We start from the raw sequence: 17729 nt of genomic DNA, 5'->3' as shown, positions 1-17729 counted from the left end.
CTTTAGTTTTTCCTTACTTGGTTGTTATATTGTATGTCAATGATCTTTATATCTTCCGCTTTGTAACGAAGCAATCTTTCTGTCAGTGTCGCTCCGTATTTGCGAGTGCAAAAGTAAAACTTTATTTCTAATTGACCAAATGTTTTGAAAGAAAATTTTAAAGTTTTTTTTATTAACCTTAACCTCTCTAAAACCCTTAATCCATCTACTCCTACGCTCCCTTAATTGGGACTGCAAAGATACAAACTCTTTTTTAACCCGCAACTTTTATTGATTAAAAATTTAAAGTTTTTTTTTCGTTCGTTTCTTCTTTAGAGTATATTGTTTCTGCTTATCTAAAAGCCCTTCTGCGCTTACTGATCCGCTTTCGTTTTTCAGTGGGGCAAAGATAGAAACTTCTCCCCTCCCCCGCAAGTTTATTTAACATAAATTTCATATTCGGATAATATTTTTGCGTAAACATCTGAGAAGGAGTAGGAAAAATTTTAAACAAAGTATATAAAAATACCCGGCTATCATTAAAACCGGGCATTAGCTATTTATATAATACTATTTTATTGTTTTTCTTCTTTATAAATCACACTTAAAAATTCCGCATAAGACTTTTCAAGACCAATAATATCACCTGATTTCAGGTTCAGACCACCAACTCCGGAAGTATCCGGCTTAACTTTTACAGATGAGATCTGAAAATACAAGGTATCTTCACCTGCCTTTGGCTGAATCTTTATGGTAGAACCTAAAAGTTTCCTGGTTGAAATGGTATATACTTCTCCGGAGACTGTTTTTAATTTTAAAAATGATCTCGGTGTGATGGTATAGTCTTTTCTGTTGATACTTATTTTCTGATCTTTTTCTGAAGAAGCAAAAATATAAAGTTCTCCATGCTGAGCTGCCACCTTCTCTTTCGGAGTATAGTATAAGGATACTTTATAGTTGGCAGGATTGAATGGTTGTGGAGACCCATCGACATTCTCAAAAGGTTTTAATTCAAATGTATTAGCTCCAATTTCTTTTGCCTTTTTATAGATCATAGAAAACACAGTGGCATCATCTTTAGAAAATCCCTGAACTTCTGCTTCTCCCAGATATATTGCTTCTGTACTCCCATTTTCCTTTTTATAAAGGAACTTATCTGCATTATCGTTTGTTTTTTCAACCTTGGAAAGATAAACGTTTTGTGCATTAAAGAGCTGTGCACATATTATAGAAAGGATAATTGCTACATTTTTCATATCAGTCTATTGTTGGGCAAGGGTATCAACGCATTCTTCAAGGCTGTTTTCCCAATGCTTAAGTTCTATTTTATAAATCTCTTCAATTTTATCAAGAGACATCGTACTTCTGACAGGTCTTTTAGCCGGCGTAGGATATTGCTCTGTAGTCAAAGGATTCAATTTGATGGAAGATTTTGAAAATTCGGCGATTTTTTCAGCAAACTCAAACCATGTTGTTTCCGGATAGTTTGAAAAATGGAATATTCCATAGGTCTTTTTTGGAGACTGAATGATTTCCATTATTGCTTCTGCAAGATCATTTGCATTGGTTGGCTGACCAAACTGATCGGCTACGATTCCCAGTTCTTCTTTCTGAGAAAAGAGATTCAACATTGTTTTTACAAAATTCTTATTAAACTCAGAGTAAAGCCATGACGTTCTCAGGATAATAGTGTGAGGGTTTATTTCCAATGCCAGCTCCTCTCCTTTTCGCTTGGAAGCTCCATAGACTCCGACAGGGTTGGTAAAATCATCTTCTGAATACGAAAGATTGGTATTTCCATCAAAGACATAGTCTGTAGAAATATGGATCAAGGTTGTTTTAAAGTCTGCACAAGCCTGAGCAAGATAAGCCACTCCATCAGCATTTACCGCAAAAGCCTTCTCTTTTTCAGTTTCGGCAAGGTCAACTGCCGTATATGCTGATGCATTGATACAGTAATCGGGTTTGTTATTATAAAAGAAATCGTTGACCTGATCTTCATTGGTCACATCCAACGTGGAGGAATCTGTGAATAAAAACTCATAGTCGAGTTCAAAATCAGGAGCTATCTTTCTGATACAGTTTCCCAACTGTCCGTTACTTCCTATTACTGCTATTTTTTTCATTGATTATATTATTAATTTTAAATTGTCAAAGTACCCGAAACCTTTATATTAAGAGTTCTTTGCATTTTGGGATCTTAAAAACTTAACTCTCGACTGAAAGTCTTTCTGGATCAAATCCACATAAAACTTATCGAATATTTCTTTGATGTCTGCAGGATGAACTTCTGATCTTCTTGTTTTCACATTGAAATAAATAACGGTTACCCAAAGTACGGCATGAACTGTTTTTTCATCCAGACTTTTCATCAGAATTTCAACTTTGGCCGTTCTGTCCTGAACATCGATGGTTTTGCTGCTTATCACCACCTGGGTATTGTATCTTACTTCTTTTAAATAGGCAATTTCATTTTGAATTGCAATCCAGGTACAACCTGTTTTTTTAGTATATTCTTCGTAGGTAAATCCATAAAATGTCTCTACATGATCTTCTCTGGCATTGAACATATAATCCAGATATTTCACATTATTCAAATGTCCGATCGGATCACAATCACTAAACCTGACTTTTACCGTAGTTGATACTTCTTTTTCCATTCCGCAAAAATAAAAAAACCGCCTCTAATAGAGACGGTTGGTTTTATAAATCTTTGTTAATTTGCTGAAATTATTGAATTCCTAATTCTTTCTTTACAGCTGCAGTAGCATCAGCTCCTGCTTTATAAAGGAATGCAGGTGAGTTTGCATCCATAACGAATTCATAACCGTTTGCTTTAGATACTTTTTCTACAGCATCGTTCAATTTTTTCTCAATTGGACCGAATACTAATTCTTGCTTAGCCTGTAGGTCTTTTTGAGCTTTGTCTTGCATTTGATCGATTTCTTCTTTGATTTTTTGCAATTCAGCTTCTCTTGCTTTGTTTTCGTCAGCAGATTTTTTAGGAGCTTCTTCTGTATATTGCTTTAATTTAGCCTGTCCAGCATCAGCTTTTTTCTTAATCTCAGCTTGTTTTGTATCTAAGAATGTTTTAAGATCAGCATCTGCTTTTTTCTTTTCAGGCATTGCATTAAGGACTCCCAATACATCTAAAGTAGCAATTTTTTGAGCTTTTGCCATACCTACCGATACAACCATCATTACTGCTGCAAATAATACACTTAATTTTTTCATAATTGGTAAATAAATAATTTAATTTGTTTTTAGATTTTAAATTTAAGTAAAAGTTAATTTAAAAAATTACTTTTTACTTTTGGTATTAGTTTTCTCTTTCTTATCTGTTCCTTTCAGTAAAATAGTTAATACTTTTTCGGTATAATCGTATTTTCCCTGAAGAAAGATGACACTAATGTTATTGCTTTTATCAAGAACTATGCCCAACCCATTTTTTTCAGACATTGTTTTGATGGCTCCCCAGATCTGATCCTGGAACGGCAAAACAAGGTTTGTTCTTAGCTTTGTAATCTCGCCATTGGCTCCAAAACGTAGGCTGGTTGTTGTTTTGATATTTTTGTCAAGGTCTACCACTTCTTTTTCCCGAAGTTTAAGCTGATCTCCAATCAACAATACTTTTTCACTTTCAAATGCAGCTTTTTTGCGTTCATATTCTGACTGCAGATTCTGAAGTTCTGACTGCCAGGTATCGATCTGTGCATTAAGCCTCGCTTCGGCTTCTTTATACTGAGGTAATTTATTTAAAATCTCATTAGTATCCACCACTCCAATTTTCTGGGCATTACTCAGTCCGAAAATCAAAAGCAGTACGAGTGTGAAAGTTACTTTAAAGTTTTTCATAGTTTATTATAATGATTGGTTCATCAAGAAGTGCTGTCTAGTTCCTGATACTTCTCCTGATATAGTTTTATCTAATCCATATGCAAAGTCGAATCCGATCAATCCAAATGCACCCATATAAACTCTTACCCCTATTCCTACTGATCTTTTCAGCTGGAATGGACTATAAGTACTCCAAGAGTTCCACACGTTTCCTCCTTCAGCAAATGTCAAGGCATAGATTTTTGCAGTCTGGTTCATTGAGATCGGGTATCTCAATTCAAGAGTAAATCTGTTATAGATTGTACCCCCTCCTGCCTGGGTAATATCTTCCGGTCTACCTCCTTCAGGGGTTGCATTTTCGTAACCTCTTAACGGAATCAATTCTCTACCGTCATAACGACCTCCGAAAAGTCCTGTACCTCCCATATAGAATCTCTCAAATGGCGGTGCTCCCAACTGACTGTTGTATCCATCCATGAATCCCATCTCTGCAGAAGATCTCAATACAAGTTTTCCTATGATCTCATTGTATACATCTGCTTTGAATTTGATCTTATAGAATTCCATCCATTTATACTTATCAATAGGAGACATTGAAGAATAGTCTTTCTTACTGAATAATGAATATGGAGGAGTCAGCTTTGCAGAAACCTCTATATTGGATCCTACTGTAGGAAATATAGGGTCAATACCTGCTGAGTTTCTACTTAGTCCCAGGTTGATACTGAAGTTGTTTGCATTTCCGTTGTACTCTGTTGTATTTCCAAACTGGAATGCATAGTTATTAAAGTCATATTTCTGGAACTGAAGACCTGTATATAGTGAGAAATAATCATCCGGCCAGTTCAGTCGTCTGTTTAATCCTACTGATGCTGAGAAAATATTCAATTTCTGGTCTGTACCATACTGATCTTTATATCTTACTCGGGAATTGTTCAAACTTACAGAAAGTGCTGTTGGTTTTGTCCCGAACAACCAAGGTTCTGTAAATGACACTCCATAGTTCTGGAAATATTGTCCTGCCTGAACCTGGATAGAGAACGTCTGCCCATCTCCCTGAGGAACAGGTCTGAAATCTTTAAATTTCAGGAAGTTTCTCAACGAGAAGTTATTGAAGGTAAGTCCTAAAGTACCAATGAAGCTGTTTCCTCCATATCCGGCCTGTAACTGTACCTGAGAAGAACCTTTTTCTACTAATTTCCAGTTAATATCTACGGTATTATCTGACTGGTTCGGCTGAATGTCCTGTCCGATCTGTTGTGGATCAAAGAAAGACATCCCGGCAAGATCAAAATAAGTTCTCTTGATTTCTGTCTTTTTGAAAAGCTCACCCGGCATGGTTCTTAACGCTCTAAGGATGACATGGTCATGGGTTGTTGTATTTCCTTGCCATGTTACTTTGTTCCATGTAGCCTGCTCTCCTTCATTGATTCTGATCTCCAGGTTTACGGCATCACCGTTTACTGATTTTTCAACAGGGGTAACGTTTGAGAAAAGGTATCCGTTGTTCATATACACGGATTTGATGTCGGAATCATCTTCCTTACCACCATCTTCTCCTACTTTCTTGTTGAATCCTACTGCATCGTAAATATCTCCTTTTTTGTATCCTAATAATCTCTGTAAATATTCTGTAGCATAAACGGTATTCCCGGTGAATGTAATATCCCCGATATAATACTTTTTACCTTCATTCAATTTTACATTGATCTCGTAGTTGTTTCTTTTATTTCTCCATACAGAGTCTGAAACGATCTTTGCGTCTCTATACCCCAGGGAGTTGTAATAGCTGATAAGACTCTGCTTATCTTCCTGATATTTATCTTCAATGAACTTTGAAGATTTCAAAATACCACCGATACCGAAACGTTTTTGTTTGGTTTCTTTAAAAGCTTTGTTTCTAAGCTTTCTATCAGTCACACTTTGGTTTCCTTCGAACTCAATATGATCGATCTTGATTCTTTTCCCTTTGTCTACATTGATCGTCCAGTCTACCAAAGCAGGGTCACCTGCATTTACTTTATCCTGAATCGTGATTTTGGCATCTGCAAAACCTTTTTTAATGTAATCTTTCGGGATATTCGTTTTAAGACTTGAAACCAGGTTTTGGGTGATCTTTGTTCCCGGCTTAAGGTTATTATCCTTAGCCATTTTTTCATTTTTAGATTTACCGATCCCTCTCCCTGTGAATTTTACTTCACCAAGTTCTTTCAGGTCTTCCAGATAAAATTTCAAAACAACAGTCTGTCCTTCGATGCTTTGAACATAAACTTCCACTTCAGAAAAAGATTGGGTATCCCAAAGTTTTTTCACAGCGTTGCTGATTTTCTGTCCCGGAATGTCTACACTCTCACCTTTGGTCAAACCTGTAAATCTCAAGATCTGAGCTGGTGTATACTTTTTTACCCCATCTACAACGATGTCTTTAAGTGTATAAGTGCCTGCCTCATTTTCTGCGTGTACAGCATTATTTACTTTCGTGCTGTCTTGTGGAGTTACTTGTCCATAAAAATGTGCAGAAGCAGCAAACATAATGATGGGTAATAGTCTAAACTTCATTTTATCGAGTCTTTCTTTTCTTTAAATTTATTGGCCTTGTATCTGCTCGCCGGTCAGTCCGTATCTTCTTTCTTTGTTTTGATAATCCACAATACATTGGAAGAAGATATCTTTGGTGAAATCCGGCCATAAAACATTTAAAAACTGTAATTCTGCGTAGGCGATCTGCCAAAGAAGAAAATTACTGATTCTAATTTCTCCACTGGTTCTGATCAACAAGTCTACAGGAGGAAAATCTTTGGTGTAAAGATAGTTTTCGAATAGTTTTTCATCAATATTTTCTATCTCTACTTTTCCTTCTTTTACATCAGAACTTATATTCTTTACAGCATTGAGAATTTCGCTTTGTGAGCCATAGCTAATAGCCAATACAAGGTTTCCTTTTGTGTTTTCTTTTGTAAGTTCTACCACACGTTGCAATTGTTCGCTTACGAGAGGCGGCAATTTTTCAAGATTCCCTATAACATGCATTCTCAATCCTTTGCTGAAAATCTCTTCTGCTTCCAGCAGCAAGGTTTCCACCAGCAGGTTCATGAGTGTATTCACTTCTTCACTGGGACGATTCCAGTTTTCCGAAGAAAATGTATAAAGTGTTAAGTAGGGGATATTGATCTCATTACAGGCATTAATTGCATTTCTTACAGCATTAATTGCATTTTTGTGGCCAAAAGTTCTTTCTTCGCCACGAGATTTTGCCCATCTTCCATTACCATCCATAATGATGGCTACGTGTTTCGGTAAATTCTCAGAATTTATTTTATCTTTAATCAACGACATATTATTCACAATAACATGGAGGTCTTCCAAACGAATACGTCAGTCCTAAGCTGAATGTATTCATCCAATCATTAGATCTGTCATCTCCAATCTTTCTCTTTTTAATAAACTCCTGTTCTCTTTCTTTAGAAACTGCATAATAACTTCCTGACTGCAATAATGAAGCTCCTGTAGACGGATCTAAAATATCGCTGTTATAAGAAGTCGTCACATCTTTGGAAAGGATCTTACTATGATCCAACTGATCCGTCAATGTATATCTGAATGTAGCTTCTGCAAATATAGCCCAAGTATGGTTAAATTTATATTTCAAACCTATACCAAAAGGGATATGCATTGTTACTTTTTTCCCTAAAGAATAATCAGCAGTGGTTGTAAAATCCACTTCATTGTTTGGAGCTAAAGCCACTCCATCAGCATCTCTTTTGAAATCATGAACAAGAGTTGCTTTAAGAGCATCGAACATCAAGGCACCTATACCTCCAAAGATATAAGGACTCACCATGCTTATCTGCTCATTGTTTACCGGGAAAAAGTTATATTCAAACATTAAACTCGCCTCATATACATTGTTCTTTCCATATGAGTTTCTAATTCTTCTATAGTCTTCCTTCGCAGCTTTATCGCTAAACTGGACCTGGTTGTATCCTAAATCCAATCTCACGGTCTGATGCGGGTTAAAATTAAATCTGTATAACAATCCTCCATAAAAAGGGATGCCCCAATCTGACACTCTGTTTAAATCCAACGGCTTTTGTAAAATATAATTTGTCCTTCCTACATCTCCCACTAGGTTACTCATACCTAGACGAACTCCCAATTCGTTTCTTTGTGCTTTAACACTTACCACTCCAAGGAAGGCAAGGAAGCTAAACAATAATTTTTTATTCATAAAAGAATATGGATTTATGGTTATTTTAAAATTTAATTTTTGCAAATATAAAACATTTTTATATTAATGATAATCTTAATGTTTAGTTAAAAATAAACAAAAAAACATAATTTGTTATAAAGTAAACGACAAAGTGTCAAAAATATTCTTTTTTTCATACTATGAAAATACATCAAGTATGAAAAAACCCCCATTAAATGGGGGTTTAATGCTTTATTTTTTATTAAAGATTCTCTGTACCTGATTCCTGATTCTGATCAATAGAGGTTCTTTATAATTTTTATCTTCATCAAAATATCCGTAGCCATAGCCATACCCGTAGCCATAACCGTAACCATAACCATAGCCTTGTTTTGTGTTATAATCGTTATAAACAAGTCCTAAATGATCAATTTCATCATTATGGTACTTTTCTGTAATCATTTTCAGCATATACTTTTCTGTATATTCATGACGCACTACGTAGATATTTGCATCAGAATGCTTCATCAGCTCGTAAGAATCGGCTACCAGACCTACCGGTGGAGAGTCTATGATGATAAAGTCATACTTCTCTTTCAGTTCTTCAATAAACCTGATGTTTCTCTGGCTCATTAAAAGTTCTGACGGGTTAGGAGGAATAGGTCCCGAAGTTGCAACGTCCAGGTTAGGAATTTTAGTTTTATTGATAATTGCATCAATACTTACTTCACCTGTCAGGTAATTGGATATACCGTATTTGTTATCAATATTAAAATCTCCAAAAATCTTAGGTTTTCTAAGGTCCATCCCCAAAAGGATCGTTTTTTTATCACTTAATCCTATTACTGAGGCAAGGTTGATGGAAATATAGGTTTTCCCTTCTCCCCCGATGGACGATGTTATCAATATAACTTTTCCTTTTCCTTCATTGTTCTCCATCAGGAATCTTATATTGGCCCTTATTCCTCTGAAAGCTTCTGATACTGATGATTTTGGTTGTTCCAAAACAGTAAGCATATTTTCATTGGTATTGTTACCGATCACACCAAGAAGTGGAATTTTTGTAGCTCCTAATAGTTCTTTAATATTTCTGATCTTACTATCAAGTGCCTCACCAATTAAGATGAAAAGTAGTGGCAATACGAGCATTCCTGAAATGATAATGGTCTTTGCCATCTTAACATTAGGTCCTATCGGTCCCTGTCCTAAATTTTTTGCAGGGTCGATAACAGTAATATCAGACTGATTGGTAGCTACACTCATCCGGGTTTCATTCTGTCTTCCCAATAAGCTGTTATAAGTAGCTTCAATCATATTATAACCTCTTTCTGCATCGAGATATTTTCTTTCTTTCTCTGGATAAGTAGATAAATCGGAATTGGCTTCTGCTACCTCACGATCCAGTTTATTGATTTCGCTATAATATCTGGTATAATAATTATTCAAGCTATTCGATGAGCCTACTCTCGCCTCGTTCACCAGCCTGTTGATTTCCTTCATAGGCTCTGAATTTGGTCTGTAGATCGTTGCAAGCTCTGCTCTCTTGGCATACAAAGCCTTAAGCTCTGAAACAGTAGCTGAAAACAAACCATCTTCAAAACCGGCAGCATTGGTTGTAATCATTTTATCTAGATTCTGAGACTGAAGGGTTGTCTTAATGGTATTAAGTGCATTGATTTTACTTATAATATCAGCCTTTTTCGCCTCAAGTTCTTTAATTTTTACAAGGGATTTTTCATCTCTGTCTTTAATATCATAAAGCTTTTCTGATGTTTTTAAATAGTTGAGAACGCTAGCACTTGAATCTAATTTCTTACGGATGTTATCCAAGTTACTCTGTAGATAGGTTGCCGTTCTTTTATTAACTATATTTTTATCTTCAAGTCTTTTCTTCTGTAATTCAGCAACAGAAGTATTAAGAAAATTGACTGTACTGTTCAGATTAAATCCTTTTTTGGTAATAATCATGATTGTAGCAATCTCTTTATCAAACTCTACTCCTACGGTAGATACAATCTCATTCACACTTTGATTAACAGAATTCAGATTGATAATAATATTATCAAGTTTGATTTTGGTTGTAGCGGGATTCTTAACCAGCTTAAATCTCAGATTTGGAGAGTTATACCATTCGTTAATCTTCACAATTTTGTTAGCAGGTCTTCCATAGGCATTGATATTCTGAAAACCTTCCGTTTCATAGCTATACAGACTGGTAGACTGACCTTCTTCAGGTAAAACAACTTCATAAGCACCATTAGATTTAGGAAGTAGTGTAATCGGATAGTTGATTTGCTGAAGATGCTTTCTATCAATTTCAAGAAAAACAGGTGAATCATATTTATCCAGATAGGTAGACTTGATCGCTCCTTTGGTAGAGTAGTTAACAAAAAGACCTAATTCTTTAACTAAAAATTCATTATGAGATCTTGAAAGAAGCATTTTCTTCAGATAAACTCCATCCTGATTACCTCCCTGCCCCCAGATAAAGTTAATAGACTGGTTGGGTGTAAAATAACTTGAGGTATTATTGGATATACTTAAAGACAGGTTCGAAGCATATATATTCTGTGCATAATACTTACTGTACACCCAAGAAATAGCATAACCAATAAGCAGCATAAAAGCAAACCAATACCAGTTTTTAAGTAATCTTCTTAAAAAGTGCTCAATATCAAACATTGCGAACGATCCGTACTTTTCTTGCTGAGCCGCGTTCTTTACTACTTGCGTATCTTTTTCAGGAATCATGATTAAAGATTTTTTAGAAGTAAATAAATAGACAATGCAGTCGTAATTACGGAAACTCCTGTAGTCAAAGTCTGAATAGGATCTTTTCCGAATCCGTTCAAGCTTTTCCCTCTTGTATTCAGGTAGATCTCGTCCCCATTTTGCACATAATAAAAAGGAGAATTCATAAGGTCATCACGGGTAAGATCTATTTTGGCCGTTTTGATTCCTTCAGGGAGCTTTCTACGGATTACGATTTCTTTTCTGTCAACCGTCCTGTTTAATCCACCATTTATCGCTAAAGCTTCTGTAATGGTAAGGGTATTTTTATGAGCCACTTTTTCTCCTGAAAGTCCTGTAGTTTCTACATCTCCAAGAATATAATAAGTAATTCCATCTGTATTTAGTCGTACTTCTGACTTTCCTTCCTGAAAATTTTCATTTACTTTTGCCTGGATTTCTTTTGTAATATCATCAAGCGTTCTTCCTTCAGCTTTTACATAGCCTATTCCAAAAACATTGATATCTCCATTGGCATCTACTTTCAGTCCATTAAAATAGAAGTTCATATTTCCACCTCTAGTACTTCCTGAACCAGCTCCTGAACCACCTACAACCCCACCTCCAGACATGGCCTGACTTATTGTTACACCACTACTTATTCCTCCGGATGTATTATAAGAAGAATAAAATTGAGCAGCATCTCCTTTGGGAGTTGTAACAATATTCAGGTTAAGAATATCATTTTTGGTAATCCTGTAAACAGGAATGTTGTAGGGAACAAGACCTTCCTCGTTAATAACAAGACTTTCGCTTGGCTGCAAATATCTCACATCTTTTGTTGTGATACACGAGGTAAGTAAAAAGGGTAATATTAAAAATAAATACTTAAAGTTCTTCATCATATTTGAATATTGTTTACAAAAGTAATATTTAATTGTTAATTCTGGTTATTTCTTAATTTATATATCAAATCCGGCAGATAAGCACCGAAAAAGCCTAGTGCAAGAACGATCAGCAGTAGTAAGTTGACATTGATATGTCTGAAGTAATAAGCAACTGATACGATAAAGAGATAATAGAGGATAATATAAAAAGTAGATCTTCTATGGGTAAGATCAAGCTTTAACAACTTGTGGTGAATATGATTTTTATCTGCATCGAATGGTGATTTTTTGTTGTAAAGCCTCACCATGATTACGTTCAGCGTATCTACAATCGGAAGGATCAGAATTGCTACTGCCACTACAGGGGCTGACTGCAAATGATACCTTGGCACATCCACCAGTTTTTTATCAATGAAAATATCGATGAAGCAGATGGAAGTGAAGGCCAGTAAAAAGCCAAGCAACATAGACCCGGTATCGCCCATAAATATTTTATTGGTTCTGTAGTTCGACAGATTGTAATACAAAAATGCCAGTACAGTCCCTATAATTACAACAGAAAGAACAACCAAAGGATAGTTATATTCTCCCAACCGGTAATAACTTATCCCAAACATAGCGCTGCAAATCACAGAATATCCACCTGCCAGACCATCTATACCGTCAATCAGATTGAACGCATTGATCAGGATAATAAATGTAATAATACTGAACAGCACACTCACAATATATTCCAGCTCATACACCCCAAAGATCCCGAATAAGCTTCTGATCCTGATGTCTGAACCAATTACCACCAATGAAGATACCACAATCTGTGCAACGAGTTTCTTATAAGCCCGCATCACCACAATATCATCCATTACCCCTATATAGAGCAGGATAATCAGTGAAGCAAACAGAAACTTGTAAAGATCAAACAGCTCATAGGCAAAAATGGATGCACAGATCCCGATAGAATAAAAGATGGCAATACCTCCCAGATTAGGAATTTTTCTGAGATGTGAACTTCTTATCCCAGGCTCATCCATAAGATTTTTTCTTCTTGAAATCTTTACGATAGTAGGAATAGAGAAAAAAGTAATTAAAAAGGAGAACACGAAGCCCAGTCCTATTTTCACGTAGAAAATAGATATTCCCGACCCGGTTAAGAACAATTCAAAGTTTTTCATTCTTTTCTTATTCAGCACTTGTATTCTTCAATAAAAACAATCAATGCAGTCTTATAAAAATAAGCTTCAAGGTCATTTCCTATTGATCGAAACAATAGTACTTACATTTGTGTTTATATTAACTTTCTTATCAGTTTTTTCTGTCCGGCAAAAAATAACAGATAAAAAATCTTTTTCTTCAATGGCAAAGATAAAAGATAATTCTTACCAAAACGACTATAGTTCAATATATCTTGAATTTTTATTTCTCTTTCTTTCATGAAAACAGACAGCTGGTCTGACATTTTGTAAAATAATTCTTCTTTTTTCACAAACGCCAGATAAGCCAGAAAAGAATAAATTCCTTCAAAAATCTGAAAGTTTTTCAGTTCCTCTTTTTTATGAGCATATTTCGAATCTGCAAATACGTCCTCCACATCCTTTACGGCCTTCAGCATATCAAGCCCTTTCTCCGTATGGGTTTTGGTAATAGAATCGGTACGTTCGAAGTATTGATAATGGTAGTTTTGGGTCTGTGCAATGGTTTCACATTCTAATAAAAGCTGAGGGATAAGCTGTATATCTTCAAAATGAACTCCTTTTTTAAATCTCTTCTGATCAAAAAGTTCTTTTTTAAATAATTTATTACATGCAAAATAACTGACATCAGAAAAGACCGAAAAATGGTTTTCAAGATTAATATTTTCCGGCATATTGGGAAGCTGGGTTAGTTTTTGGACCACCTTTCCGTTTTCATCTACTTTCTGAATATTGCAGATCACCATTTTAGCATCGTGCTTTTCGGCCAGCAGGAACATCTCTTCAAACATCACTTCCGTCACATAGTCGTCACTGTCTACAAAACCGATATAATCTCCGGTTGCCCGGTCAATACCAAAATTACGCGCATCACTTAAACCTCCGTTTTCTTTGCTGAAAGCTTTTATTTTCCCGGGATATTTCCCGGCATATTGCTGGATGATCTCTTCAGATCTGTCTTTACTTCCATCATTCACCACAAGAATTTCAATATCCTGAAGACTCTGCCCGATAAGAGAGTCCAGGCATTTTGTCAAATAATTTTCGACATTATAAACGGGAACAATGATGGAAACTTTTGAGGGAACGTTTGTCATACATTAAAATTTCGTCAGTCGTGCATTCAGCCAGCCTTTTTTGGCTTCATCAAAATCCTTCCTGGAACATGGAATGCAGTTTTCTATATTTTCATCGTCGCCAAAATACCACAAATTACTGAAAGTATCACGCTTGAATGCATATTGTCTGTCATCAATCAGAACATAAAACAATTCATAATGTCTTTCCTTAGGATGGGTTTGCTGGATATTGATCCCTTCGATAAGGTACCATAGCATCTGTGCTAAAAGCTGATGGTTAAGCTGATTTTCCGAATAAATATTGTAATTAAAGATTCCTACGGATTTTAGATTTTCACTCAGCCCGATCTCTTTCATATAGGCACAGATTTCTCTTCTGTTCAATCCGTTTACCTGTGGATTCATAGAAAAAGGTTCACTGAAACTCTCAATGGCATCACAATTTACGGTCACCAGATCTGCTTTCCTAAAGAATGGTTCGGTCTTTTCTGTAGAATTCATCATTTCGGCAAGACGGATAATATCAAATTCCACTTCCTTGATCAACCTTATGGAATCCATTTCATTCAGATGTTTCTGGTATCCCAGGTGATGATAATTTTTAATAGAGAAACTCTTGGCTCCTAAAATTTTACTTAAAAAAGTATGTTCATTAATGGTTTCCCCCTGCTGAAGGGAGATTATATTACTGATCTGAGTATAATTGATACTTTTCTTATGAAAGTTCAACGCAGAAAACAATGAAAAAGCAAAGTCGTTGGAACCTCCGATAATCACCGGAATCGCTCTTTTATAATGACACGCCGATAATACTTCCTGTAAAATATAATGGGTATCCTGTACAGATTTTCCTGACACCAGGTCTCCAAGATCTACTACAGGAATTTCAAAATCCATCTGTGAAAGCTTATAAAACTCCTTTCTTACCGCAGTGAAATCCTGTACTTCCGCATCTCCGCCAGACCCTCTGTAGTCTGATACAAACAAAAGAACAATGCTGTCTTCTTTAATATCTTTTGCAATCCGATTTCCTATCTGCCAGCTTTCTGTTTTGAAATTTCTTGGTGAAATGATAAAGTCTTCGAAATCCATATTTTAATTTGAAATGTGATAATTTATTAATTGCTTGAGGTAACAAACATACAAAAAAACGCCACAACTGAGTAAATCATGACAGGTTTTATTCATAAAAAAGCCGTTAACAGGAGTTGTTAACGGCTTTGTATTATTGTTTTAAGATTACTTCTTTTTAGCAGCAGGTTTCTTTGCTGTTGTCGTTTTCTTTGCTGCGGTTGTTTTTTTAGCGGTAGGCTTTTTCTTTTCGGCAAAGGCTTTAGGATCCTGATCTGTAATCCACTTTTTGACCTCGTCAAGCGAAATTTCTTTCAACTCTTCTCCTTCATACTTCGTATCATCTGCTTTCTTCGGAATTTTGAACATCGCTTTTCCAAATTTGATGAATGGTCCCCATCTTCCGTTTTCAATGGAAATTTTTTCTTTTTCCCACTGCTGGATGTATCGGTTGGCTTCTTTTTCCAGTTTAGCATCGATCAGTTCATTGATGTCGCTTTGAGAAAGGTTATCAAAATTGTATTTCTTCGGAACGTTTACAAAAATATCTCTGTATTTGATGAATGGTCCGAATCTTCCTGTTCCTTTGGTTACCGGCTCTCCTTTATATGTGGCGATCGGAGCATCAGCAATTTTCTTTTCACTGATAATTTCCTCTGCACGTTTCTGATCTACAGAAAGCGGATCTTCTCCTTTAGGAATGCTGATATAAGTATCTCCCCATTTCACATAAGGACCGAATCTACCTACTCCTACAGAAACCGGCTGTCCGTCAACTTCACTCAGGTCAAAAGGTAATCTGAAAAGTTCCAAAGCTTCTTCAAAAGTGATGGTTGCAATATTTTGCCCTGTCATCAAAGAAGCAAAGATTGGTTTTTCTTCATCATCCGTCTCACCGATCTGGATCATTGCCCCAAATCTTCCGATTCTGGCATGAACATTTTTTCCGGTCTTCGGATCAACCCCTAATAATCGGTCTCCTGTTGCACGGTCTGCATTTTCTTCTACATCTTCAATTCTTGGATGGAATTTTGAATAGAAATCCGTCATCATTTCCTTCCATTTCTGGTCACCGTTAGCAATTTCGTCAAATCCCTCTTCTACTCTTGCGGTAAATCCGTAATCCAGAATTTCTCTGAAGTTATCGGTTAGGAAATCATTAACAACCTCTCCTATATCTGTAGGAATGAATTTATTTTTATCCCCGCCGAATTTTTCGTCAAGGACTACTTTTTTGATTTTATCTTTTACCAAAGACATTTTGATCACTTCACGGGTCTGCGGTTCAATCTCACGCTTATCTACATATTCCCTGTTCTGAATGGTCTGAATGGTAGGTGCATAAGTAGAAGGTCTACCAATCCCTAATTCTTCAAGTTTTCTGACCAATCCAGCTTCGGTATATCTTGCACTCGGTCTAGTGAATTTTTCGGTAGCTGTAATGGTTTTATAATCCAACACTTCACCTACTTTTACCTTTGGCAATAGTTTTTCGTTGTTATCTTCATCATCATCTTCTGTCTTCACAATTCCATAGGCCTTCAGGAAACCATCAAAAATGATCACTTCTCCCTGTGCTTCAAAATGGTGAGGTAATGAAGAGTTTCCGATTTCAATAACGGTTTTTTCAATTTTTGCATTGGCCATCTGAGAAGCAAGCGTTCTTCTGTAGATCAGCTGATATAGTTTATTCAGCTGTGCATCTCCTATGCTTTTCACTCCGAAATCGGTAGGACGGATCGCTTCGTGAGCTTCCTGTGCTGATGCAGATTTTGTAGTATAGTTTCTTGGAGAAGAATATTCTGCCCCGTATTCTGATATAATTTGCTTTTTAGCTCCTTCAATAGCCTCCTGAGAAAGGTTTACCGAGTCTGTTCTCATATAGGTAATGAATCCTTCTTCATAAAGTCTCTGTGCCAGACGCATTGTATTGGTCACATTGTATCCTAATCTTGAAGAAGCTTCCTGCTGCAATGTAGAAGTTGTAAAAGGCGCTGATGCAGAACGTGTACCAGGTTTGGTTTCTACATTCAGAACTTTGAATTCCGTAGTTTTTGCCTGTTCCAGGAATTTTTCTGCGTCGGCTTCTTTTTCGAAATCTTTTTTCAGTTTCGCAGCAATTTCCTGCTCTGCTTTATTTAAGAAGATCCCGTCAAGCTTAAAACTTGCTTTCGGTACGAATTCACGGATCTCTTTTTCTCTTTCAACGATTAATCTTACTGCTACAGATTGTACTCTTCCTGCAGAAAGTCCGGGTTTTACTTTTTTCCATAGAACCGGAGACATTTCAAAACCTACAATTCTGTCCAGCACTCTTCTTGCCTGCTGAGCGTTTACCAGATTCTGATCAATATCTCTTGGATTTTCAATCGCTTTTAGAATGGCATTTTTGGTAATTTCATGGAAAACAATTCTTTTTCTGTTTTCCGGCTTCAGTTTCAGTTCATCTGCCAAATGCCAGGCAATAGCTTCTCCTTCGCGGTCCTCATCGGAAGCAAGCCATACCATTTCTGCTTTCTTTACTGCAGCCTTTAATTCGGTTACCAATTTCTTTTTATCTGCTGAAACTTCGTAATCAGGACTGAATGTGGCAAGGTCTATACCCATTCCTTTTTTAGGAAGGTCCCGGATGTGCCCGAAACTGGATTTCACTTCAAAATCCTTTCCTAAATATTTCTGAATAGTTTTTGCTTTTGCCGGGGACTCTACGATTACTAAATTTTTCGACATTCTAACTAAAAATTTTTGCAAAAGTAAAGCTTTTTTA

Annotated in this window: 14 protein-coding genes; all 14 read right to left on the bottom strand. The window is 36.2% G+C overall.

Annotation, left to right across the window (positions count from 1 at the left end):
* Positions 1 to 554: 554 nt before the first annotated feature.
* The 14 genes from AC106K_RS27920 to topA all read right to left on the bottom strand — a co-directional run bounded on the left by AC106K_RS27920 (position 555) and on the right by topA (position 17692).
* Positions 555 to 1235 carry a hypothetical protein gene (locus tag AC106K_RS27920; RefSeq protein WP_482448899.1) on the bottom strand — a complete coding sequence of 227 codons (681 nt, stop codon included), beginning with the start codon at positions 1233 to 1235 and terminating at the stop codon, positions 555 to 557.
* Between the two features lie 6 nt (positions 1236 to 1241).
* Complete coding sequence (gene rfbD, locus AC106K_RS27915; RefSeq protein ID WP_482448898.1) at positions 1242 to 2105, bottom strand: dTDP-4-dehydrorhamnose reductase; 864 nt, start codon at positions 2103 to 2105, stop codon at positions 1242 to 1244.
* Between the two features lie 48 nt (positions 2106 to 2153).
* A complete protein-coding gene (locus AC106K_RS27910; protein ID WP_185288789.1) occupies positions 2154 to 2639 on the bottom strand; it encodes an acyl-CoA thioesterase in 486 nt (161 codons plus the stop codon).
* A 70-nt stretch (positions 2640 to 2709) separates the two neighbouring features.
* Positions 2710 to 3213, bottom strand: a complete 504-nt coding sequence (locus tag AC106K_RS27905) for an OmpH/Skp family outer membrane protein (RefSeq protein WP_047097074.1) — start codon at positions 3211 to 3213, stop codon at positions 2710 to 2712.
* Positions 3214 to 3279: 66 nt separating this feature from the next.
* On the bottom strand, positions 3280 to 3834 hold the full coding sequence (locus tag AC106K_RS27900) for an OmpH/Skp family outer membrane protein (RefSeq protein WP_482448897.1): 555 nt from the start codon (positions 3832 to 3834) through the stop codon (positions 3280 to 3282).
* 6 nt (positions 3835 to 3840) lie between these two features.
* Positions 3841 to 6375: an outer membrane protein assembly factor BamA gene (bamA, locus tag AC106K_RS27895; RefSeq protein WP_482448896.1), complete on the bottom strand. Its 2535-nt coding sequence runs from the start codon at positions 6373 to 6375 to the stop codon at positions 3841 to 3843.
* A 27-nt stretch (positions 6376 to 6402) separates the two neighbouring features.
* On the bottom strand, positions 6403 to 7152 hold the full coding sequence (locus AC106K_RS27890) for an isoprenyl transferase (RefSeq protein ID WP_047097077.1): 750 nt from the start codon (positions 7150 to 7152) through the stop codon (positions 6403 to 6405).
* A 1-nt stretch (position 7153) separates the two neighbouring features.
* Complete coding sequence (porG, locus tag AC106K_RS27885; protein ID WP_482448895.1) at positions 7154 to 8044, bottom strand: type IX secretion system protein PorG; 891 nt, start codon at positions 8042 to 8044, stop codon at positions 7154 to 7156.
* 213 nt (positions 8045 to 8257) lie between these two features.
* Positions 8258 to 10756, bottom strand: a complete 2499-nt coding sequence (locus AC106K_RS27880; RefSeq protein ID WP_482448894.1) for an exopolysaccharide transport family protein — start codon at positions 10754 to 10756, stop codon at positions 8258 to 8260.
* A 2-nt stretch (positions 10757 to 10758) separates the two neighbouring features.
* Positions 10759 to 11640 carry a polysaccharide biosynthesis/export family protein gene (locus tag AC106K_RS27875; RefSeq protein ID WP_482448893.1) on the bottom strand — a complete coding sequence of 294 codons (882 nt, stop codon included), beginning with the start codon at positions 11638 to 11640 and terminating at the stop codon, positions 10759 to 10761.
* Positions 11641 to 11675: 35 nt separating this feature from the next.
* A complete protein-coding gene (locus AC106K_RS27870) occupies positions 11676 to 12794 on the bottom strand; it encodes a glycosyltransferase family 4 protein (protein ID WP_482448892.1) in 1119 nt (372 codons plus the stop codon).
* A 113-nt stretch (positions 12795 to 12907) separates the two neighbouring features.
* A complete protein-coding gene (locus AC106K_RS27865) occupies positions 12908 to 13909 on the bottom strand; it encodes a glycosyltransferase family 2 protein (RefSeq protein WP_482448891.1) in 1002 nt (333 codons plus the stop codon).
* A gap of 3 nt (positions 13910 to 13912) precedes the next feature.
* Positions 13913 to 14983: a formimidoylglutamase gene (locus tag AC106K_RS27860; protein ID WP_482448890.1), complete on the bottom strand. Its 1071-nt coding sequence runs from the start codon at positions 14981 to 14983 to the stop codon at positions 13913 to 13915.
* Positions 14984 to 15130: 147 nt separating this feature from the next.
* A complete protein-coding gene (gene topA, locus AC106K_RS27855; protein WP_482448889.1) occupies positions 15131 to 17692 on the bottom strand; it encodes a type I DNA topoisomerase in 2562 nt (853 codons plus the stop codon).
* Positions 17693 to 17729: the final 37 nt, after the last annotated feature.

Source organism: Chryseobacterium sp. FR048 (assembly GCF_056844665.1).
The sequence above is the reverse complement of the archived record's forward strand: the minus strand, read 5'-3'. Positions and strand labels throughout refer to the sequence as shown.

What these genes read in the sequence shown, in the direction of transcription:
- AC106K_RS27920 (WP_482448899.1), bottom strand. Translation starts at nt 1,235, where the DNA reads ATGAAAAATGTAGCAATTATCCTTTCTATAATATGTGCACAGCTCTTT.
- rfbD (WP_482448898.1), bottom strand. Translation starts at nt 2,105, where the DNA reads ATGAAAAAAATAGCAGTAATAGGAAGTAACGGACAGTTGGGAAACTGT.
- AC106K_RS27910 (WP_185288789.1), bottom strand. Translation starts at nt 2,639, where the DNA reads ATGGAAAAAGAAGTATCAACTACGGTAAAAGTCAGGTTTAGTGATTGT.
- AC106K_RS27905 (WP_047097074.1), bottom strand. Translation starts at nt 3,213, where the DNA reads ATGAAAAAATTAAGTGTATTATTTGCAGCAGTAATGATGGTTGTATCG.
- AC106K_RS27900 (WP_482448897.1), bottom strand. Translation starts at nt 3,834, where the DNA reads ATGAAAAACTTTAAAGTAACTTTCACACTCGTACTGCTTTTGATTTTC.
- bamA (WP_482448896.1), bottom strand. Translation starts at nt 6,375, where the DNA reads ATGAAGTTTAGACTATTACCCATCATTATGTTTGCTGCTTCTGCACAT.
- AC106K_RS27890 (WP_047097077.1), bottom strand. Translation starts at nt 7,152, where the DNA reads ATGTCGTTGATTAAAGATAAAATAAATTCTGAGAATTTACCGAAACAC.
- porG (WP_482448895.1), bottom strand. Translation starts at nt 8,044, where the DNA reads ATGAATAAAAAATTATTGTTTAGCTTCCTTGCCTTCCTTGGAGTGGTA.
- AC106K_RS27880 (WP_482448894.1), bottom strand. Translation starts at nt 10,756, where the DNA reads ATGATTCCTGAAAAAGATACGCAAGTAGTAAAGAACGCGGCTCAGCAA.
- AC106K_RS27875 (WP_482448893.1), bottom strand. Translation starts at nt 11,640, where the DNA reads ATGATGAAGAACTTTAAGTATTTATTTTTAATATTACCCTTTTTACTT.
- AC106K_RS27870 (WP_482448892.1), bottom strand. Translation starts at nt 12,794, where the DNA reads ATGAAAAACTTTGAATTGTTCTTAACCGGGTCGGGAATATCTATTTTC.
- AC106K_RS27865 (WP_482448891.1), bottom strand. Translation starts at nt 13,909, where the DNA reads ATGACAAACGTTCCCTCAAAAGTTTCCATCATTGTTCCCGTTTATAAT.
- AC106K_RS27860 (WP_482448890.1), bottom strand. Translation starts at nt 14,983, where the DNA reads ATGGATTTCGAAGACTTTATCATTTCACCAAGAAATTTCAAAACAGAA.
- topA (WP_482448889.1), bottom strand. Translation starts at nt 17,692, where the DNA reads ATGTCGAAAAATTTAGTAATCGTAGAGTCCCCGGCAAAAGCAAAAACT.